At 71.6% G+C, this 18,423-nt stretch carries 20 protein-coding genes; 9 read left to right on the forward strand and 11 right to left on the reverse strand.

The window, feature by feature from the left end; all coding sequences use genetic code 11:
• Positions 1 to 8 precede the first annotated feature (8 nt).
• Together KOI35_RS31430 and KOI35_RS31435 are read right to left on the reverse strand one after the other, a co-directional pair.
• Positions 9 to 758, reverse strand: coding sequence for an MBL fold metallo-hydrolase (locus KOI35_RS31430; protein ID WP_215792283.1), 750 nt, complete (start codon positions 756 to 758; stop codon positions 9 to 11).
• A gap of 262 nt (positions 759 to 1,020) precedes the next feature.
• Positions 1,021 to 1,827 (reverse strand): rhamnogalacturonan acetylesterase, encoded by an 807-nt coding sequence (locus KOI35_RS31435; RefSeq protein ID WP_215792284.1) that lies wholly within the window; start codon positions 1,825 to 1,827, stop codon positions 1,021 to 1,023.
• A gap of 156 nt (positions 1,828 to 1,983) precedes the next feature.
• Between KOI35_RS31435 and KOI35_RS31440 the strand changes: the two genes are divergently transcribed.
• From KOI35_RS31440 to KOI35_RS31465, 6 genes are all read left to right on the forward strand, one after another.
• Positions 1,984 to 2,352, forward strand: a complete 369-nt coding sequence (locus KOI35_RS31440; protein ID WP_215792285.1) for a zf-HC2 domain-containing protein — start codon at positions 1,984 to 1,986, stop codon at positions 2,350 to 2,352.
• Between the two features lie 140 nt (positions 2,353 to 2,492).
• A complete protein-coding gene (locus KOI35_RS31445; RefSeq protein WP_215792286.1) occupies positions 2,493 to 3,131 on the forward strand; it encodes a fasciclin domain-containing protein in 639 nt (212 codons plus the stop codon).
• Positions 3,131 to 4,657, forward strand: coding sequence for a molybdopterin-dependent oxidoreductase (locus tag KOI35_RS31450; RefSeq protein ID WP_215792287.1), 1,527 nt, complete (start codon positions 3,131 to 3,133; stop codon positions 4,655 to 4,657). Before KOI35_RS31445 ends, KOI35_RS31450 begins: the two co-directional genes overlap by 1 nt.
• A 42-nt stretch (positions 4,658 to 4,699) precedes the next feature.
• Positions 4,700 to 6,181: a protein kinase domain-containing protein gene (locus KOI35_RS31455; RefSeq protein ID WP_215792288.1), complete on the forward strand. Its 1,482-nt coding sequence runs from the start codon at positions 4,700 to 4,702 to the stop codon at positions 6,179 to 6,181.
• 13 nt (positions 6,182 to 6,194) lie between these two features.
• A complete protein-coding gene (locus KOI35_RS31460) occupies positions 6,195 to 6,974 on the forward strand; it encodes a GVDTG sorting domain-containing protein (RefSeq protein WP_215792289.1) in 780 nt (259 codons plus the stop codon).
• Positions 6,971 to 7,597 carry a class F sortase gene (locus tag KOI35_RS31465; RefSeq protein WP_215792290.1) on the forward strand — a complete coding sequence of 209 codons (627 nt, stop codon included), beginning with the start codon at positions 6,971 to 6,973 and terminating at the stop codon, positions 7,595 to 7,597. Before KOI35_RS31460 ends, KOI35_RS31465 begins: the two co-directional genes overlap by 4 nt.
• On the opposite strand, the gene KOI35_RS31470 is transcribed toward KOI35_RS31465, so the two are convergent.
• Positions 7,580 to 8,551, reverse strand: coding sequence for an NAD-dependent epimerase/dehydratase family protein (locus KOI35_RS31470; RefSeq protein WP_215792291.1), 972 nt, complete (start codon positions 8,549 to 8,551; stop codon positions 7,580 to 7,582). The two genes, KOI35_RS31465 and KOI35_RS31470, sit on opposite strands and share 18 nt — an antisense overlap.
• A gap of 125 nt (positions 8,552 to 8,676) precedes the next feature.
• Between KOI35_RS31470 and KOI35_RS31475 the strand changes: the two genes are divergently transcribed.
• Positions 8,677 to 9,474: an alpha/beta fold hydrolase gene (locus tag KOI35_RS31475; protein ID WP_215792292.1), complete on the forward strand. Its 798-nt coding sequence runs from the start codon at positions 8,677 to 8,679 to the stop codon at positions 9,472 to 9,474.
• 2 nt (positions 9,475 to 9,476) lie between these two features.
• Here KOI35_RS31475 and KOI35_RS31480 read toward each other — a convergent pair whose 3' ends face one another.
• From KOI35_RS31480 to KOI35_RS31490, 3 genes are all read right to left on the reverse strand, one after another.
• Positions 9,477 to 9,776, reverse strand: a complete 300-nt coding sequence (locus tag KOI35_RS31480) for a hypothetical protein (RefSeq protein ID WP_215792293.1) — start codon at positions 9,774 to 9,776, stop codon at positions 9,477 to 9,479.
• A gap of 63 nt (positions 9,777 to 9,839) precedes the next feature.
• Positions 9,840 to 10,616, reverse strand: a complete 777-nt coding sequence (locus KOI35_RS31485) for an RNA polymerase sigma factor SigF (RefSeq protein WP_215792294.1) — start codon at positions 10,614 to 10,616, stop codon at positions 9,840 to 9,842.
• 149 nt (positions 10,617 to 10,765) lie between these two features.
• Entirely contained in the window at positions 10,766 to 11,578 is an 813-nt protein-coding gene (locus KOI35_RS31490; RefSeq protein ID WP_246614064.1) for a ThuA domain-containing protein, read from the reverse strand.
• Positions 11,579 to 11,680: 102 nt separating this feature from the next.
• Here KOI35_RS31490 and KOI35_RS31495 point away from each other — a divergent pair, with 102 nt between their 5' ends.
• Positions 11,681 to 12,841 (forward strand): MFS transporter, encoded by a 1,161-nt coding sequence (locus tag KOI35_RS31495; RefSeq protein WP_215792295.1) that lies wholly within the window; start codon positions 11,681 to 11,683, stop codon positions 12,839 to 12,841.
• A gap of 9 nt (positions 12,842 to 12,850) precedes the next feature.
• Entirely contained in the window at positions 12,851 to 13,519 is a 669-nt protein-coding gene (locus KOI35_RS31500) for a FadR/GntR family transcriptional regulator (protein ID WP_215792296.1), read from the forward strand.
• An 89-nt stretch (positions 13,520 to 13,608) separates the two neighbouring features.
• Here the strand turns inward: KOI35_RS31500 and KOI35_RS31505 are convergent, their stop codons facing one another.
• The 5 genes from KOI35_RS31505 to KOI35_RS31525 all read right to left on the reverse strand — a co-directional run bounded on the left by KOI35_RS31505 (position 13,609) and on the right by KOI35_RS31525 (position 18,358).
• Positions 13,609 to 14,202 (reverse strand): sugar O-acetyltransferase, encoded by a 594-nt coding sequence (locus KOI35_RS31505; protein WP_246614066.1) that lies wholly within the window; start codon positions 14,200 to 14,202, stop codon positions 13,609 to 13,611.
• A gap of 20 nt (positions 14,203 to 14,222) precedes the next feature.
• Positions 14,223 to 15,662, reverse strand: coding sequence for a carboxylesterase/lipase family protein (locus KOI35_RS31510; protein ID WP_215792297.1), 1,440 nt, complete (start codon positions 15,660 to 15,662; stop codon positions 14,223 to 14,225).
• Positions 15,649 to 16,539: an MBL fold metallo-hydrolase gene (locus KOI35_RS31515; RefSeq protein ID WP_215792298.1), complete on the reverse strand. Its 891-nt coding sequence runs from the start codon at positions 16,537 to 16,539 to the stop codon at positions 15,649 to 15,651. The genes KOI35_RS31510 and KOI35_RS31515 overlap by 14 nt, the downstream gene beginning before the upstream one ends.
• A 66-nt stretch (positions 16,540 to 16,605) precedes the next feature.
• On the reverse strand, positions 16,606 to 17,475 hold the full coding sequence (locus tag KOI35_RS31520; protein ID WP_215792299.1) for a helix-turn-helix domain-containing protein: 870 nt from the start codon (positions 17,473 to 17,475) through the stop codon (positions 16,606 to 16,608).
• 28 nt (positions 17,476 to 17,503) lie between these two features.
• Positions 17,504 to 18,358 (reverse strand): LysR family transcriptional regulator, encoded by an 855-nt coding sequence (locus tag KOI35_RS31525; RefSeq protein WP_215792300.1) that lies wholly within the window; start codon positions 18,356 to 18,358, stop codon positions 17,504 to 17,506.
• Positions 18,359 to 18,423 lie beyond the last annotated feature (65 nt).

An 18,423-nucleotide genomic window follows, 5' to 3' on the forward strand; every position in this document is an offset into this window, starting at 1 on the left:
CGCTCAGGTCACGAGGGCAGGCGGGTGACCAGCTCCTTGAGTGCCGCGGAGGCGCCGGCCACGACCGGCTCGCCGTGGCCGGGCAGGATGGCCCGGATGTCCATGGCGGCCAGCTTGCGGACGGTTTCGTCGGCCTTGACCAGGTCGGCCGTGTACTGCGGGTCGGAGTTCTCGAGCCGCCCGGCGAAGCGCAGTGCGTCGCCGGCCACCAGGACGCCGGTCGACGGTTCGAAGACGGAAATGTGTCCGAGCGTGTGGCCCGGCGTGTCGACGATGCGCATGCCGAAGACCTCGTCGCCGTCGGCCAGGGGTTTCAGCGGCTTGGGCGAGATGATCGAACTCAGGTCGCCCGTCCCGGCGTAGATGTTCGCCTTGACCAGCGGGGCGATCTCGGCGAGGCCGCCGACGTGGTCGTCGTGCAGGTGGGTGAGCACGATGTGCTTGACCGAGCCCCAGCCGGCACCGGCGGCCTTGAGACCGTCCTCGATCGCGGCCTGCGAACCCGGGATGCCGAGGTCGACGATCGCCGCCTCACCCTCGCGCACCAGGATGTATGCGGCCACGTAGGAGATGTCCACCCGCCGCCAGTCGCCCGCCACCGCACCGCTGGCCGCCGGGACCGGTGCCTCCGGCGACGCGGAAGACGGCGTGGACGAAGCCGGCGGCGACGACGACGAGCACGAGCCGAGCACGGTCACGCCGAGCGCGCCGGCCCCGGCAGTGAACAACAACCTGCGAGTAAGCCTCAGATCCCCCATCACTCCAAGGTAGACATGCGGCCGCCGCCGGACCAGCCTCCCGCCCGAGCAAGGTAAGTAGCGAGCAGCCGCCGCCGGACGCTCCCGCCCGAGCAAGGCGGGTGGCGCGCAGCCGGCGCCGGACGCTCCCGCCCGAGCAAGGTGGGTCGCGAGCAGCCGCCGCCGGACGCTCCTGCCCGAGCGAGGTGGGTGGCGAGCAGCCGGCGCCGGACCAGCACTCAGCCGGCCGGGCGGACGGACGAGTGGGCGGACGGAACTGCGGTCAGCTCTCGGCTGGGCGGGTGGGTGGCCAGACCAGCACGTCGTCGGGGATGGCGGGATCGTGCAGGGCATGACGGTCGCGCCCGGGGATCTGCGGTCCGGCGGCGGCGACGAGCCGAGCCACCTCGATGGCGCCGTGGGCCTGGAAGTGGGTGTTGTCGGCCAGGCCCTGCGGCTCGGACCACAGGAAGTAGTCCTTGGTCGCCTCCGGGCCGAGCCGGCTCCACAGCGCGAAGGACAGCGCGGTCAGGTCGATCAGCGGCGTTCCGGTCGCCTCGGCCAGGGCTCGCATCGCGGCCGGGTATTCGCCGTGGGACTCGTAGGGCGTGCCGTCGGTGCGGAAGCGGCGCCGCTCGACCGGAGTGACCAGGATCGGCCGCGCATGCCGGGCCCGGGCACCGTCGAGGTACCGGCGCAGGTATTCCTGGAAGGTGGTCCACGGCTCGGTGTAACGGGCCGGGTCCTCGGTTTTCTCGTCGTTGTGGCCGAACGAGATCAGCAGCACGTCGCCCGGCCGGATCGCGGCCCGGATCAGGTCGAGGCGGCCCAGGTCGGCGAAGCTCTTGGAGCTCGCACCGGACAGCGCCGCGTTGACCACGGTGATCTCGGGCCGCAGGAAGACCGGCAGCGCCTGCCCCCACCCGGCCCGCGGGATGTCGGCAGTGGCGTAGGTGGCGGCGGTCGAGTCCCCGGCGACGAACACCGTGCGGCGATGTCCACCGGCGGCGGAAGCCGGTTCCATCCCGTACGCCGAGGCGATCGTCCCGCCGAGTGCGGCCCGCAGCAGCGTTCTCCGGTCCAGTGACATGCCCTCATTCAATCAACGCTCATCTATATAGGCAAGCGCTTTCCTCAGGCCTTTCCGGGTTCACGGGCCACTTTGGCGGTCCGCCCGCCCATCCGCGACCGACCCGGCACCGAATCATGACCGGAGCGGCAAATGCCTCAAGAAGGGCGGGCGACCATGGGTCGGAACGGTCGCACGCATGCCCTGGTCGGCGCGTACGCGTTGGACGCGGTCGACGACCTGGAACGTGCGGCGTTCGAACGGCACATGCGCGACTGCGACGGCTGCCGGGCCGAATGCGCAGAACTGCGCGAGGCCGCGGCCCGCCTCGCCGACGACGCCTGGTCGCCGCCCCCGGGCCGCCTACGCCACACCGTGCTGACGGCCGCCACGAACACCCGGCAGAACCGGCCGCCGCGCCGGCCCGGACCGGCCGTCGTAATGATCGCCGTACTCGTCACCGCGATCGGAACCGTCCCACAACGGGAACCAGCACCACGGTCCACACAGCTCGGGACCAGCGGGCCGGGTCGGGAGCGGGCGTGACCCGCGAACCTGCGCCGGGTTCCGTCACTCGAACGGGTCCGATCCACGCGCTCGGGAAAATCCGCTGAGATCCGACCCATCCGTACGGGAAGCACCTCCGAATCATGGGTGTAAAGGCCCACAAAACCGGAGGAAAGCTCATGCGCACTTCCCGACTCACCACCCTCGCCGCCGTCTCGCTGTTCTCCCTCTCGATGGCCGCCTGCGGTAGCAGCGACTCGAGCACCAGCAGTGATCAACCGGCCGCGGCCCCGACCATGACCAGCGCGGCCCCGATGATGTCGAGCGCCGCCCCGGCCATGGAGAACTTCGGCGCCGGCTGCGCGGCCGTGCCGACCGACGCGTCGAACAAGGGCAGCTTCCAGGCCATGGCCCAGGTGCCGGTGGCGACCGCGGCCTCGGGCAACCCGCTGCTCTCGACGCTGGTCAGCGCAGTCAAGCAGGCCGGGCTGGTCGACTCGCTCAACTCGGCCGACGGCATCACCGTCTTCGCGCCGACCAACGACGCCTTCAAGAAGATCCCGGCCGCCGACCTCAAGAAGGTGCTGGCCGACAAGAAGACGCTGACCGACATCCTGACCTACCACGTCGTGCCCGGAAAGCTCACCCCGGCCGACCTCTCCGGCACCCACAAGACCCTCGAGGGCAAGGACCTGACCGTCGCGGGCTCGGGCGAGATGTTCAAGGTCGACGGCACCTCGTCGGTCATCTGCGGCAACGTGCAGACGGCCAACGCCACCGTCTACATCGTCGACACCGTGCTCATGCCGAAGAGCTGATGCGCAACCTGCTGCGCGACGCCGCCGCAGGGGTACTCGCCGCCGGGCTCGGGATCGCGGTCGCGGAACTTTTCGCCGCCGTGACCCGGCCCGACGCGGCGCCCCTGATCGCGGTCGGTGGCGCGATCATCGATGCCACCCCGACACCGGTCAAAGAGTTTGCCGTACGCGAACTCGGCACCAACGACAAACCCGTGCTGCTCGCCTCGGTCGGTCTGGTGCTGGCCCTGTTCGCCGCCACGCTCGGCGTCGTCGGCCGCCGGCGGCGGAACCTGGTCGTGGTGGGCGCGGTCGTCCTCGGGGCGGCCGGCGCCACCGCCGCCCTGACCCGGCCCACCGCATCGTGGTTCTCCCCCGTCCCGTCCCTGCTCGCCGCCGCGATCGCCGGAGCAACCCTGTGGTGGCTGCTGCGAACCGCCGTCGGTCCCGCGAACGACCGGACGGACGTCGCCGCCGCCAACGACCGCACCGCAATCGTCCCGACCAGCAACCGGCGGGCGTTCCTGCGGGGCGCGCTGCTCGTCGCCGGGGCCGCGGTGCTCTTCGAGTCCGGCGCGCAGCTCCTCATCCGTACGGTGGGAAAGGTCCGCACCACTCTCGCCCTGCCCGCCCCCGCCGAACCGGCCAAGCCCCTCCCCGCCGGCATCGCCCCTGATTTCACGACCCCGAGCGCGACCTTCTATCGGGTCGACACCGCGCTGACCATCCCCCGCGTCGACCCCGACACTTGGGAGCTGCGCATCCACGGCATGGTCGGCACCGAACTCAAGCTGTCCCTCGACGACCTGCTGAAACGACCGCTGATCGAGCGCGACATCACCCTCAACTGCGTCTCCAACGAGGTCGGCGGCCCCTACATCGGCACGGCGCGCTGGCTCGGCGTCCCTCTCGCACCGCTGCTGCGCGAGGCCGGCCTGCGCCCGGAGGCCGACCAGATCGTCGCCCGGTCGGTCGAGGGGATGACCATCGGCACGCCCGTCGCGACCGCCCTGGACGGCCGGGACACCATGCTCGCGGTCGCCATGAACGGCGAGCCGCTGCGGCCCGAGCACGGCTTTCCCGTACGCATGCTGACTCCCGGCCTGTACGGCTACGCGGGCGCGTGCAAGTGGGTCACCGAACTCGAGCTGACCACGTTCGCCGCGTTCGACGCGTACTGGGTCAAACGCGGCTGGGCCCGCCCCGGCACGGTCAAGACCGCCTCCCGGATCGACAAGCCCCGCCCGTTCGCGCGGCCGGCCGCCGGGCCGGTGACGGTCGCCGGAGTGGCCTGGGCGCAGCGCCGCGGCATCGACAAGGTCGAGATCAGCGTCGACGGCGGCCCGTGGAAGGCGGCCGAGATGCTGCCGGTCCCGTCGATCGACACCTGGGTGCAGTGGCGCCTGACCTGGAACGCCACCCCCGGGCCGCACTCGCTGTCGGTGCGGGCCACCGACGGCACCGGGCAGGTGCAGACCGCGGACCGCGCCACACCGTTCCCGAGCGGTGCCACCGGTCAGCACACCATCACCGTCACCGTCGGCTAGATCACGACCCATCCGCAACATCATCGGTTCCGAATTCCTGTCATGAACGAGCTGATAGGCGGCCGGTACCGGTTGCTCGAACTCGTCGGCTCGGGCGGTATGGGCCGGGTCTGGCGGGCGCAGGACGAGCTGTTGCAGCGCGTGGTGGCGGTCAAGGAGATCACCGTGCCGTCCACCGCTCTGGAGGCCTCGCAGACCATGCGGGAGGCCCGGGCCGCCGCCCGCCTCGACCACCCGGGCGTCATCACCGTCTTCGACGTGGTCTGGCAGCAGGAGCGGTCCTGGCTGGTGATGGAGTTCATCGAGGGCCGGTCGCTGCAGGAGGTGGTCCAGACCGACGGGCCGCTCTCACCCGTCCAGGCCGCCCGGCTCGGCCTGCGCGTGCTCTCCGCCCTGCGCAGCGCGCACGCCGCCGGGGTGCTGCACCGGGACGTCAAGCCGGGCAACATCCTGCTCGCGGCGGACGGCCGGATCGTGCTCACCGACTTCGGCCTGGCCATCATCGGCGACCGCGAGAACGGGGCACCCGACCCGCTGCTGGGCTCGCCGCACTACGTGGCGCCGGAACGGCTGAGCTCGCAGGAGACCGGCACCCCGGCCGACCTGTATTCGCTGGGCGCCACCCTCTACACCGCGGTCGAGGGACGGCCGCCGTTCCTCCGCGACGACGTCGAGTCGTCCCTGCACGCGCTGCGCCACGAAGATCCCGATCCGCCTCGCCAGGCCGGTCCGCTCGCTCCGCTGCTGCTCGACCTGCTCGACAAGAACCCGGACCGCCGCCCGGACGGCGCGCAGACCACAACCCGGCTGGAGGCGGCCAGTGCGGGCGCCAACGGATTCGCTCCGATCGCCCGGGGCATCGCCTCGGTGGCGCCGCGACGCCGCCCCCGGACGCTGCTGGTCGCCGGCCTGTCGCTGGCGTTGCTGGTCACGGGCGGCGGCGCCTACGCGGCGCGGTCGTATCAGGCCCGCCCGGCCGCGGTGGAAGCAAGTGCTCCCGCGACAAAGCCGACGATCCCGGCCGATGACCTGTGCGGGGTCGGTGCCGATCGGCAGCCGGTCACCGCCGCGACCACCCGCGTGCCGGCCGGCCTGCCGAAGGGCTGGATCTGGTCGCGGGACCCGGCCGGGTTCGCGCTGGCCGTGCCGTCCGGGTGGCAGCGGTCGGCCGCGGGCAACGAGGTCTGCTTCGGCGACCCGGCCGGGAAGCGGGCATTCAAGGTCAACCAGTCGCCCGTACGGACGCAGCAGCCCCTCGCCTATTGGCAGGCGCGCGAGAAGGACGGCGGGCTGCCGGGCTACCAGCGGATCAGCATGGGCGTCCTGCTGCTCAAGCGCGGCGGCGCCGACTGGGAGTACACGTGGCGCCCCGACTCGGACACCACGCTGCACGAGCGCCGGGTGCTGGTCGCCACCTCGAGCGATCGGTCCTACCTGCTCCGCTGGACCACCACTGACGCCGACTGGGTGCGGGCTCTGCCCGTACAGAAGCAGCTTGTGGATCTGTTCGCCTCCGCCCGATAGCAAAGGACCCCCCGTGAAGAGAATCCTGTTTGCCTTTCCCGCCGTGGCCGCGCTGCTGCTGGCCACCCCGTCCGCGGCCCTGGCCGACGAGAGCGTGCACGTCAAACTGCTCGCGCTCAACAACTCGGGGGCGAGCGGCAACGCCACGCTCACCGTCACCGGCAACGGCGACCTCAAGGTCAGCATCCGCTCGACCGGCCTGGTGCCGAACTCACCGCACGCCCAGCACCTGCACGGCTCGACCGGCGGCATGGACTTCCACTGCCCCGACATGTCGGCCGACAAGAACGGCAACGGCTACGTCAGCACCGAGGAGGGCATGCCGGTCTACGGGGACATCTTCGTCTCGCTGACCACCAAGGGTGACACCTCCAAGGCGAGCGGACTCGCGGTCGACCGGATGCCCGTGGCCGACGCCAAAGGCAACCTGAAGTACGACCGGACGATCGCCGGAGCCGACCTGCCTCCGGGCACTGTCGAGCACCTCAAGGATCTGCACATCGTCGAGCACGGGGTCGACGCCAACGGCAACAACAAGTACGACCTGGACGGGCTGGGCGAATCCACGCTGGCCAAGTCGGCCGGGCTGAGCGGCATCCCCGAGGAGGCGACCGACCCGGCCACCTGCGGCATGGTGTCCGGCGCGGCGGTCGGATCGGTGCCGGTGGGCGGCGTGGCCACCGGTGACGGCAGCACCCGCGACCGTGCCGCCGTCTGGTACTACGCCGGTGGAGCCGCTCTGCTCATGGCCGTCGCCGTGGTCGCGTTCACCCGTCGCCGCATCGAGCGATGACCCGCTTCCGCATCCTGGCCGTGCTGCTGGCGATCGCCGGGGTGGCCGCGATCGCCGTCGGCCGCCACGACGAGCCCGCGGCCGAGCCGCCCTTGAGTGCGCCGCCGTCCGTGCCGTCCGCGGTCACGCCGTCGTCGGTCCACGATGTGCTCACGCGGGGCGAGCTTTTGAAGACCTCAGTTCCTTCCCGCGTACGGATCCCGGCGCTCGCCGTCGACGAATCCGTGACCGGGCTCGGCCAGAACCCGGACGGCTCCATGCAGGTGCCCACCGACGCACGCACGGTCGGCTGGTACACCAAGGCGCCCACACCCGGCTCGCTCGGACCGGCCGTGCTCGCCGGACATGTCAACTACAGGGGAACCGACGGCACGTTCGCGCGCCTGTCCACGCTGCGCCCGGGCGACGAGGTGAAGGTGACCCGGCGGGACGGGGTCACCGCCGTCTTCGCCGTCACCCGCGTCGACCGTTACGCCAAGGACAAGTTCCCGGCCGACGCCGTCTACGGCGCCATCGACCACGCCGGCCTGCGCCTGATCACCTGCGGCGGCGATTTCGACAACCGCACCGGCCACTACGTCGACAACGTCGTCGCGTACGCCGACCTACGCGGCACCGAGTAGCGGGCTGCCGACTGTGAGCTGGTCGTGCTCGATCAACCAGCGCACCGATTCGAGCACGGCCTCGTCGGGCTGGTAGCGCGGCGCGTAACCGAGCCGGCGGCGGGCCTTGTCGATGCTGAAGTAGTGGTTGCGCACGAGGTGTTCCCAGCTGGCCTCGGCTTCGGGGCTGGTGCGGCGGAACTCGTCCCACGAGACCGTCCGCAGGTCGGCGCTGCGGCCGAACCAGGAGGCGCCGATCCGGGCGTAGCCGCGCACGTTGAGCGCGGACGCCGCGACCACGCTGAAGTCCTCGCCGGCGGCGGCCTCGCGGTGGGTGACGGCCAGTTCAAAGGCCTGCGCGACGTCGTCGGCGTGCACGTGGTGCAGGAACTCGGTGCCGAGGCCGGGGATCTCGAGGGGTTCGCCGGCCGAGAGCTTGCGCCACACCTCGGGGTCGTTGTTGCCGAGCGGGCCGATCGGATGCCAGCCGGGTCCGACGATGTGGCCGGGGTGCAGCGTGGTGGTGACCAGGCCGCCCGAACGGGTCTCGGCGCGCAGCAGGTCGGCGATGGCGGCCTTGGCGAGGCCGTAGTCGCCGATCGGCGGTTCGGCGTTGTCCTCGGTGATCGGCAGTCGCGCGCTCGGGCCGGCCCGCCAGATCGAACCGCAGTGCAGCAGATGCCCGGTGTGGCCGCGCAGCCGTCCGACCAGCGCGGTCGCCGAGTCGACGGTGAAGCAGATCAGGTCGACGACGACGTCGGGTCGCAGGCCGGCCACGCGGTCGCCGAACGTCCCGGCACTGTCTTCGGCCGCGCGGTCGGCGGACACCTGCCGCACCTGCGACCAGGCCGGATCGTCGGCGTAGCGCGCGCTCTGCCCACGGCTGAGGTTGATCACCTCGTGCCCGGCGCGGACCAGCCGTGGGACCAGGAACGTGCCGATGTGCCCGCTGCCGCCGATGACCACGATTCTCATGGCCTCAGGCTAGGACCCGAGCGCGCTCACGGCGTACGGGAAAAATCTTTGGGGGTGCTTGTCGATTCCGGCCGTTGCCGTCCGTCGGACTGTCGACGAGATGATGACGACCAGGGAGAGATCCGATGACACAGCTCAGCCGCCCCGACGCCGACCTGTACTACGAACTGCGCGGTGACGGGCCGCTCGTGGTGCTGGCCGGTGCGCCGATGACCGCCGACGCGTTCACCGCGCTGGCCGAGATGCTGGCGGTCGACCACAGCGTGCTGACCACCGATCCCCGCGGCATCAACCGCAGCTCGGTGCGCGATCGAGAGGAGCCCTCGACCCCGGGGCAGCGCGCCGACGACCTGGCCGCCCTGATCGAGCACGCCGGCCGGGGCCGGGCCAAGCTGGCGCTCGGTTCGAGCGGCGGGGCGGTGAGCGTGCTCGCGCTGGCCGAGGCCCACCCGGGCGTGGTCGAGACGGTGGTCGCCCACGAGCCGCCGCTGCTGGAGGTGCTGCCCGACCGCGACGAACTGTGGGCGGCCACCGAGGAGATGCTGGCGATCTTCGAGACCGGAGACCGGCGGGCGACCTTCCGCAGATTCATGGAGATCGCCAACCTGCAACTGCCGGACGAGGTCGTCGAGATGATGGCCGGCGGCGAGCCGACCGAGCAGGAGCGGGCCGACGAGGCGTTCCAATATCGGAACATGTACCGGGGCACGGTCGGCTTCCGCCCCGACGTCGAGCGGCTGACGTCGGGGCCGGCGCGGGTGCTGGTCGGGCTGGGCGAGGACTCGGCCGGTGAGCTGTGCGACCGCACGTCCCGGGCCCTGGCCGCGATGCTGGGCGGGGAGCCGGTGATGTTCCCGGGCGGGCACATCGGCTTCGCCCAGGACCCGGCGGCGTTCGAGCCCCGCCTGCGCAAACTTCTCTGAGGTCAGCTCAGGGGCTTGGCGGCGGCCGGGTCGAGCGGCGCCCCGTTGGTGCGCGGCCTCGGCTTCGGCCGGACAGAGGCGGGGGTCGGGGCCGGGGTCGGCTCGAGGTCGATCGCGGCCTGGTGCAGCTTGGCCGTCGCCTTGTCAGCGCTACCGGCCAGCAAAGACTTGGCCTGCTGCACAGTCGGATGCTCGCGCAGCTGCTGGGTGTTGGCGACGATCTTCTGGTACGTGTCGCGACCGGCCCGGCTGCCCAGCACGTACCCGATGGCGAACCCGGCCGCCAGCTTCACAATCTTCATGATCGGTATCTCCTCAATGGCGTGTGACGGGGCTTTAGTTGCCCCACGGCAAGCGATGCAAACTCAGGCGTCGAGCCGGCGGCGCATCTTGCCCAGCGCCTTGGCCAGCAGCCGCGACACGTGCATCTGCGAGATCCCGATCTCCTCGGCGATCTGCGACTGGGTCAGGTTGCCGTAGAACCGCAGCGCCACGATCTTCTGCTCGCGCTCGTCCAGGCTGGCCAGGGCGGGCGCGAGCGCGATCCGGTTCTCGGCCACCTCGAACTCGTGGTCGTCGCCGCCGAGCGTCTCCCCCAGTTCGCTGCTGCCCTCGGCCCCGACCGGGGTGGACAGACTGGTGGCGTTGTAGGCGCGGGACCCCTCGAGTCCCTCGAGCACGTCCTCCTCGGACACCTCGAGATAGGCCGCGATGTCGGCGACCGTCGGCGAGCGGCCCAGCGTGTGGGTCAGCGTGGTGTTGGCGCCGGTGATGGCGAGCCGCAGCTCCTGCAGCCGGCGCGGCACCCGGATCGACCAGGTGCGGTCGCGGAAGTGCCGCTTGAGCTCGCCCACGATGGTCGGGATGGCGAACCCGGCGAACTCGACGCCCCGGTCGGCCTGGAACCGGTCCACCGCCTTGATCAGCCCGACCAGCGCCACCTGGAACAGGTCGTCGGCCGGCTCGCCGCGCCCGGCGTAACGGTTGGCCAGGTGCCGGGCCATCGGCATCCACGCCTCGATCGTGCGGGCCCGCAGCTCCGGCCGGGACGGGTGCCCGGCCGGTAGCGCGGCCAGGGCGGCGATCAGGTCGCTCGCCCGGTCGGTCGTCGCGGTGTCCTGAGCAGCAACCGCAACCGTCATGAGACAACTCCTCGATCGTGGGCCGCGCGCCAAGATCGGCGACTCCGGGGGTGGTTAGTGCCCACCTCCGCCCCACGCCCAAACTCCCCCGAATGGGTGGAGAAAACTCGAACGACCACTGTGCCCGGCCCCGGTGTTCCTGACTTTCGTCAGTTCGGGCGGCCGCATCCGAAGCGCTCGACGCCGGCCGCCATCCGGAGCCCGCCGAGGATGTGGGCCAGCAGCAGCGGGTCGCTGAAGTACTCGGCCTTGTGACCCATCGCGGTGTAGAACGAGCGGCCCCCGTCGTACGGGTGGCACCACGAGATCGGGTGGTGCGGGCCCATTCCCGGCGAGCCCTCGGGAACGCTGTAGCCCCGCGGGTCGTAGGTGCGCTCGTCGACCTCGGCCAGGACCCGTACGGTGCCCCGGGGGTTGGTCCGGAAGTTGTACCACTCCTCCTCGCGCTGCCACCGGCGCGGCAGCGGACGGGTCGCCGCGGTGGTGCGGTCGAGCACGTTGACCGTGGCCACCTGGAACTGGTCGTTCACGGCGCCCGGGTGGTCGCGGAAGTAGGCGCCGACCAGGCCGCCGTACCAGGCCCAGTCGTATTCGGTGTCGGACGCGGCGTGGATGCCCGCGTAACCGCCGCCGGCCCGGATGTACCGCTCGAACGCGCCCTGCTGGGTGTCGTCGAGGACGTCGCCGGTAGTGCTCAGGAAAACCACGACGTCGTAGCGGGCGAGGTTCCGGTCGGTGAACGCGGCAGCGTCCTCGGTCGCGTCGACGCGGAAGTGGTTCCGCGCGCCGAGCTGCCGGATCGCGGCCACCCCGGCTGGGATCGAGTCGTGCCGGAACGCCGCTGTCCTGGAGAACACCAGGGCACTGAACCGGGCGTGCCCGCCCGCCGCGGCCGCCGTCGCCGGGACGGCCAGCCCCGCGGCCACCAGCATCATCACCATGAATCGGACCAGGATCTTCATTGCTTCTCCCCTCCTCCTGGAATCGAAGACTATGACTGTCCGGGGTCGCAGGGGAAGAGCCGGGACTGGATTCATCCCATCATCCCATGATTGACTGCGGCGGTGACGACGATCGCCCCCGCCCGGCTGCACCGCGGCATCCTGCTCGCGGTCGCGCTGACCGCCCTCAACCTGCGCACCGCGGTCACCGGGTTCAGCGTGCTGACCGGTGACGCCGGCGACGAGCTGCACTTCGGGCCGGTCGTCGCGGGCGCCATCGGCACGATCGTGACCGCCTGCTTCGCGGTGGCCGCGTTCGCCGCCCCGCCGCTGGCCCGCCGGCTCGGCCTGGAACGCACGGCCGCGCTCGCGGTCACCGCCACCACGGCCGGCATCCTGCTGCGGGCCGTGGCGTGGTCGCCGACCGTGCTGATCGTGGCCACGATCATCGCGTTCGCCGGGGTCGGCGCGGCCAACGTCATCCTGATCCCGATCGTCAAGCAACACTTCCCGCAGCGGCTGCACGCGGTCAGCACGATGTACATGGTGCTGCTGCAGGTCGGCCAACTGGCGGCGCCGCTGCTCGCACTGCCGCTGGCCCAGGCCTACGGATGGCGTACGGCGGCGGGGGCCTGGGCCGCCGTGACGGCCGTGGCCGCGGTGCTGTGGTTCGCCACCATGCCCCGGCCGACCGGGCACGCCGCGCCGGTCCCGCCGTCGCCGCGCGTCTCCTGGCGTACCCCGCTGGTGCTCGGGCTGATCGGACTGATGGCGATGACCGCACTGCACGTCTACGCGCTGGTGACGTGGTTCCCGGCCATGCTCGAGGCCGCGGGGCTGAGCCCGACCGCGAGCGCGCTGCTGCTGTCGTGGTTCGCCGGGCTCGGGCTGATCGCCGCGTTCGTGGTACCACCGCTGACCAAGCGCCTGCGCAACCCGTACCCGATCGTGGTGGTCTGCGTGGCGCTGATGGGAGCCGGATACGCGGGCATGATCGCCGCGCCGGCCGCCGGGGCGTTCGTGTGGGCGACCGCGTTCGGGCTCGGGGTGAGCACCTTCCCGCTCGTCCTGACCCTGATCGCCGCCCGGTCGGAGAACCCGCAGACCGCGTCGCGGCTGTCCGGCGTGGTGCAGGGCGTCGGCTACGGCATCGGCTGCGTCGGGCCGCTCGCGCTCGGCGTGATCCACCAGGCCAGCGGGGGCTGGAACCTGCCGTACGGGCTGCTCGCGGCCACCCTGCTGGTCACCCTGGGGGCCGGCTGGGCCGCCTGCCGGCCGGTCTAGGCTGATCCGATGCTTGACCACACCGGCCTCGGCACCCGCGTGACCGAGCTGTTCCGGGCTCAGGTCACCGAGGGCCACTGGCCGCTCGGCAGCAAGATCCCGACCGAGCCCGAGCTGGTCGAGTGGAGCGGGGCCGGGCGCAACACCGTACGGGAAGCCGTCGGGTCGCTCGTGCAGGCCGGGATCCTGCGGCGGGAGCAGGGGCGGGGCACCTTCGTGGTGTCGACCTCCGACCTCAGCTCGTCGGTGTCGCGCCGGGCGGCCGGCACGTCACGCCGCGACAGCCTGGAGATGCGCCTGGCCCTCGACGCCGCGTGTGCCCGTCTCGCCGCGTCCCGGCGCACCGAGTCCGACGCCGAACGCCTGGTCACGCTGCTGCACGAGCGCCGCGACGCCTGGAGCACCGGTGACACCCGTTCCCGCGTACGGGCCGACTCCGCCCTGCATCGTGCGGTGGTCGCCGCCACCGGCAACGCCTTGATGCTGGACGTCTACGAGGGACTGCTCGACGTGTTCGAGGAGGTGGCACTGCACGACGTGGCGGGCGAGACCGACGACCTGGCCCAGCTGCACGCCGACCTGGTCGAGGCGATCGTCGACGGCGACCCCGAGCGGGCCGCCGCCACCATGTCCGCCCTGCTCCAGCCGATGATCGACCAGGCCGGCCAGTTGCCGTAGACCGAGCGTCGTCGCCGCAGACCAAGCGTCGTTGTCGCAGACCAAGCGTCGTTGTCGCAGACCGAGCGTCAGTTGGCGTGGACTGGGCGTCAGTTGGCGTGGACCGAGCGGATCACCCGGGCCGGATTGCCCACGGCGACCACGTCGGCCGGGATGTCCTTGGTGACGACGGCCCCGGCCCCGATCACCGAGTTGGCGCCGATGGTGACGCCCGGGCAGATCACCGCCATCCCGCCGATCCACACGTTGTCGCCGATCGTGATCGGCAGGGCGGCCTCCCACTTGGCGCGGCGCGGCTCCGGGTCGACCGGGTGCGTCGGTGTCAGCAGCTGCACGTTCGGGCCCATCAGCACGTCCTGCCCGATCCGGATCTCGGCCACGTCGAGCGCCATCAGCCCGAAGTTGATGAACGTGCGGTCACCGATGTGCAGGTGGCTGCCGTAGTCGACGTGCAGCGGAGGCCGGATGTCGACGTCCACGCCGATCGAGCCGAGCAGTTCGCGCAGCACCTTGCGGCGGCCCTCGCCGTCGCGCGGATCGCTGTCGTTGAACGCCTTGGTCAGCACCATCGCCTGGAGCATCTCGGCCTCCAGCTCCGGGTCGGCGCCGCGATAGAGGTCGCCGGCCAGCATCCGTTCGCGCATGGTGCGCGGATCTCCCGCGGCGGGGTCGAGATCGCTCATGTGTACGATCGTACACAAAGTCATGCGAAGCGCTGGGTTTCCGGGTGTCGCGGCCAGCCCGGGTCACCGGTCGCCGCGAAACGGATCCAGGCACTGTGCATACGTGCGGCCAGGTCGCGTGGCTCTTCGCTGTCGCTTCCGCCCTTGCTGTTGCTTCCGCTTTTGCTATTGCTTCCATTTTTGCTATTGCTTCCGTCTTTGCTATTGCTTCCGCCGTTGCCGTTGCCCAGCAGTCCCGAGGGGCCGTGCAGGGCCGGTACATCCAGCCGGTCGAAGACGAACGGCAGCTCCACGACGTGGGCAGCGCCCAGAGTGGTGGAGCGCCAGGCGAACTCGTACCTCCACGTGCGCCCGCGCTTCGCGTGAGCGTCGGCCAACGCCCGCGTACCCGTACCGAACAGCCCGTCGCTGAGCAGAGCCGTGCGCAGCTGGGCGAGCGACGCGCCCGGATCGAGCGCGCGGCAGGCCCGGACCGCCTCGTCCGGGTCCGCGTGGAACAGCGCGGCCGTGGCGTGGACATCGACCTCAGTGGTGCCGTCGCGCAGGGCCAGATAGAGGGCACCCTCGTCGCGATTGCTTCCGATCAGCAGGTCGACGTCTGCTCCCCGCCCGGCCGCAACGGTGTCCGCCGGCTGCTCGTCGAGCACGAGACTGAACGGCGTGATGCTGCTGAGCGGCGCCCGCAGTCCCCGGCCGGAGAGCCGGGGCAGCCAGGCGACGAGCTGCTCGTCGCTGACCGTCGCCAGAGTGGGTGACCCGCCCAGCCCCGCGGCGACCGTCGCCGCCTGCTCGGGCGTGAGCGCGGCGAGGCCGTTGCCACTCTGGACGATCGCGCGCCGCATGAGCCCGGCCGACGCGGGATCGGCCAGCAGACCACCGACGATCACGGCGCCGGCCGACTGACCGAACACCGTGACGTTTCCCGGGTCGCCGCCGAAACCGGCGATGTTGTCACGCACCCAGCGCAGCGCGGCCCGGACGTCGAGCAGCCCGCGGTTGTCCGGGGCGCCGGGGAGGTGCAGCCAGCCGGGTATGCCGAGGCGGTAGTTGACCGTCACCAGGATGACCCCGTCGCGCGCGAACGCCGAACCGTCGTACAGGGAAGCGTTGGTGGAACCGGCCACGAACCCGCCGCCGTGCACGAAGACCATCACCGGGACGGCCCGATCGCCGGCCGGTGGGGCCCAGATGTTCACGGTCAGGTAGTCGGTGCCGCGCACCCAGCCCGGCCCGAAATACGGCGCCATGTCGAGCCGCCCGAACGCATCGCGCTTCGGTTGGGGCGCGGTGGGCCCGGGCCGGGTGGCGTCGCGGACCGCGGTCCACCGCTCGTGCGGTTCCGGCGCCCGGAACCGGCCGGCGCCCACCGGCCCGGCCGCGTACGGCACGCCCAGAAAGACCGTGCCGTACGCGGTGGGCCGGCCCCGGATCGGGCCCGACTCGGTCTCAGAGACGATCAAAGGGACCCCACTGCTTGAGGGCGAACGTGTCCCCCGACCGCTCGACCTCCAGTGCGCCCGGGCCGCTCAGATGTGCCGGCAGAACGAGCGCGTTGTGGTCGGCGGCCCAGCCGAGCAGCTCGTGACGGGTGCGGACCGCGGCCGCCGGGTCCTCGCAGAAGCAGCTGTTGTGCCCCCATTCCCGCACCTGGAGCGGGGTGTGGATGAGGTCCCCGGCGAACAACGCCCGGTCGCCCTCGCTGGACAACTTGAGCACGCTCGAACCCGGTGTGTGCCCGGGCGCCGCCTCCAGCCGCAGTGCGGCGTCGATGGCGTGGCTGTCCTCCCACAGCCGCACCTGACCGGCCGCGTGGACCGGGGCGACGCTGTCGGTGAACACGTTCTCGTTGACGCCACCGGCCAGGCCGGGGTGGTTGTCCGGGTGCCAGAACTCGAAGTCGGCCCGCGGCATCAGATAGGTGGCGTTCGGAAACGTGGGCACCCATTCGCCGTCCACCAGCCGGGTGTTCCAGCCCACGTGGTCGACGTGCAGGTGCGTGTTGACGACCAGGTCGACGTCTTCCGGGCGCACCCCGGCCCGGGCCAGGTTGCCCAGGAAATCCAGGTCGAGGTGGTCCCAGGCCTCGACGGCCGGCCGCGCCTTGTCGTTGCCGACGCCGGTGTCGATCAGGATCGTCCGGCCCTCGCTGCGCAGCACCCAGGTCTGCATGGCCACGTGGACGAATCCGTCGCCGAGGTGGTCCGGGGTGAGCGTGTCCTCGTCCTGCTGCCAGGACGCGTCCGGGATGGTCGGGAAGAAGGCGGCGGGCGGCATGATCGGCCCGTGCATCTCCTCCACCCGGGTCACGGTGATCGCACCGAGCTTGATGTCGTTCATGGTGGGGAATCCTTTCGTCGAAATGAGGGCGCACGGCATCCACGCGGCAGCGTCTTGTTTCCGTGATCAGGCCCGCGCGAGCGTGGCGGTGCCGGTGAGGCTGTGGATCAGCAGAGCCATCGCGGCCCGCGACGGCGATCCGGGCTCGGTGGTGGCGATGACGACCGACGGGCCGTCCTCGGTCTGCAGCGCGTGCTGGGTCACCGTCAGTGCGCCGACCAGCGGGTGCCGCATCGCGTAGGCGAGACTGCCCCGGCCCTTGACCCGGTAGGTCGCCCACATCTCGGCGAACTCCGCGCTGGAGACCGTGAGTTCGCCGATCAGCGCGGAGAGCGCGGCGTCGGACGGGTGCTGCCCGGCGGCCCGGCGCAGCGACCCGACCACCGCCTTCGCCTTGACCGGCCAGTCCGCGTACAGCTCCCGGGTGTGCGGGTCGAGGAAGACCAGCCGGGCCATGTTCGGCCGCTCCCGGGGCCGCTCCGGACCGGTGACGTCGAGGTGGCCCGCGAACAGGGCGTGCCCGGCCGGGTTCCAGGCCAGCACGTCGCTGAACCGCCCGAGCACCACCGCCGGGGTCTCCCCCATCGCCTCCAGCATCCGGGCCAGGGCGACGGTCATCCGCTCGGGCGGCGACCGGCGCGGTGCGGTCCTGGCCCGGCCGCCACCCGCGAGCTCGTGCAGGTGGCGCAGCTCGGCCTCGTCCAGCCGCAGCGCCCGCCCGATCGCGTCGAGCACCTGCGGCGAGGCGTTCAGCGAGAAGCCCTGCTCGAGGCGGGCGTAGTAGGAGGAGCTGACACCGGCGAGCTGGGCCAGTTCCTCACGCCGCAGCCCCGGCACCCGCCGGCGACCGAGGTGCCCGGCCAGCCCGACGTCCTCGGGCCGGATCTGTGATCGGCGGGCTTGAAGAAACTCCCCGAGCCGCCGTTTGCTGTCCATGGTCCGAGTATCAGCGCGCTTCCGGGCCCTAACCACACCCTGCCGTGAGCAGGCATGAGCCCGCGATCTTCATCGCCGTGTCGAGCACCTCCGAGCTCGCCGACTCGGCCCGGATGAGAGCCACCTCGGAGGGCGCGAGCCCGTCGACCGGGCGCAGCACCACGTCGGGTCGCGGGTAGGCCAGCGCGGTCGAGCGCGGGAGGATGACGAAGCCGCTGTCGATGACGACACGCTCCAGCTTCTCCTCCACATTCGGCTGCGGCCGGGCCTCGGCCGCTGTCCGCGTGCCGAGCAGCTCCGGCACTGCCATCGGATCCTGCAGCAACGGCAGCCCAGCCAGGTCATCCAGCGTCACCACGTCGCGCCCGGCCAGGTGATGGTCGCGCGACAGCACGGCCACCCGCGGCTCGGAGAGCACCGGCACCACCGTCACCCCGGCCCGGTCGATCGGCAGGCGCACCAGGCTGAGCTCGGCGCGACCGTCGTGCACCACCTCGACCTGGTCGTCCCACGACGTGCGGATCACGTCGACCTCGAGGTCGGGAAACCGCTCCCGCAACGCCCGGATCAGCGGCGCCGGAGCCAGGCCGGGCATGAAGCCGACGACGATTCTCGTGCCGCGGCGGGCATGCCGCTGCAACGCCCGCGCCGACCGCAGCAGGGCCCGCGCTTCGGGCAGCAGCGCGGCGCCGGCTTCGCTGAGCTCGGTGCCGCGCGACGACCGGTCGAACAGAGCGGCGCCCAGCTCGCTCTCCAGGGCCCGGATCTGCCGGGTCAGCACCGGCTGGGCGATGTGCAGCAGTTCGGCCGCGCGCCCGAAGTGCAAAGTCTCGGCGGTGACCACGAAATACCGCAGCTTGCGCAGGTCGAGATCAGCGGTCATACCCGCACGGTATCGCGGCGAGCGCCAGAAGGTCTTGGACGCGAACCCCGCCCCGGCGCGATCGT

This window comes from Paractinoplanes bogorensis (assembly GCF_018829635.1).
In the GTDB taxonomy this organism is placed as follows: Bacteria; Actinomycetota; Actinomycetes; order Mycobacteriales; family Micromonosporaceae; genus Actinoplanes; species Actinoplanes bogorensis.

Bases quoted from the DNA above. Each gene is read 5' to 3' on its own strand.
- KOI35_RS31430 (WP_215792283.1), bottom strand. From the start codon at position 758: ATGGGGGATCTGAGGCTTACTCGCAGGTTGTTGTTCACTGCCGGGGCC.
- KOI35_RS31435 (WP_215792284.1), bottom strand. From the start codon at position 1,827: ATGTCACTGGACCGGAGAACGCTGCTGCGGGCCGCACTCGGCGGGACG.
- KOI35_RS31440 (WP_215792285.1), top strand. From the start codon at position 1,984: ATGGGTCGGAACGGTCGCACGCATGCCCTGGTCGGCGCGTACGCGTTG.
- KOI35_RS31445 (WP_215792286.1), top strand. From the start codon at position 2,493: ATGCGCACTTCCCGACTCACCACCCTCGCCGCCGTCTCGCTGTTCTCC.
- KOI35_RS31450 (WP_215792287.1), top strand. From the start codon at position 3,131: ATGCGCAACCTGCTGCGCGACGCCGCCGCAGGGGTACTCGCCGCCGGG.
- KOI35_RS31455 (WP_215792288.1), top strand. From the start codon at position 4,700: ATGAACGAGCTGATAGGCGGCCGGTACCGGTTGCTCGAACTCGTCGGC.
- KOI35_RS31465 (WP_215792290.1), top strand. From the start codon at position 6,971: ATGACCCGCTTCCGCATCCTGGCCGTGCTGCTGGCGATCGCCGGGGTG.
- KOI35_RS31470 (WP_215792291.1), bottom strand. From the start codon at position 8,551: ATGAGAATCGTGGTCATCGGCGGCAGCGGGCACATCGGCACGTTCCTG.
- KOI35_RS31475 (WP_215792292.1), top strand. From the start codon at position 8,677: ATGACACAGCTCAGCCGCCCCGACGCCGACCTGTACTACGAACTGCGC.
- KOI35_RS31480 (WP_215792293.1), bottom strand. From the start codon at position 9,776: ATGAAGATTGTGAAGCTGGCGGCCGGGTTCGCCATCGGGTACGTGCTG.
- KOI35_RS31485 (WP_215792294.1), bottom strand. From the start codon at position 10,616: ATGACGGTTGCGGTTGCTGCTCAGGACACCGCGACGACCGACCGGGCG.
- KOI35_RS31490 (WP_246614064.1), bottom strand. From the start codon at position 11,578: ATGAAGATCCTGGTCCGATTCATGGTGATGATGCTGGTGGCCGCGGGG.
- KOI35_RS31500 (WP_215792296.1), top strand. From the start codon at position 12,851: ATGCTTGACCACACCGGCCTCGGCACCCGCGTGACCGAGCTGTTCCGG.
- KOI35_RS31505 (WP_246614066.1), bottom strand. From the start codon at position 14,202: ATGAGCGATCTCGACCCCGCCGCGGGAGATCCGCGCACCATGCGCGAA.
- KOI35_RS31515 (WP_215792298.1), bottom strand. From the start codon at position 16,539: ATGAACGACATCAAGCTCGGTGCGATCACCGTGACCCGGGTGGAGGAG.
- KOI35_RS31520 (WP_215792299.1), bottom strand. From the start codon at position 17,475: ATGGACAGCAAACGGCGGCTCGGGGAGTTTCTTCAAGCCCGCCGATCA.
- KOI35_RS31525 (WP_215792300.1), bottom strand. From the start codon at position 18,358: ATGACCGCTGATCTCGACCTGCGCAAGCTGCGGTATTTCGTGGTCACC.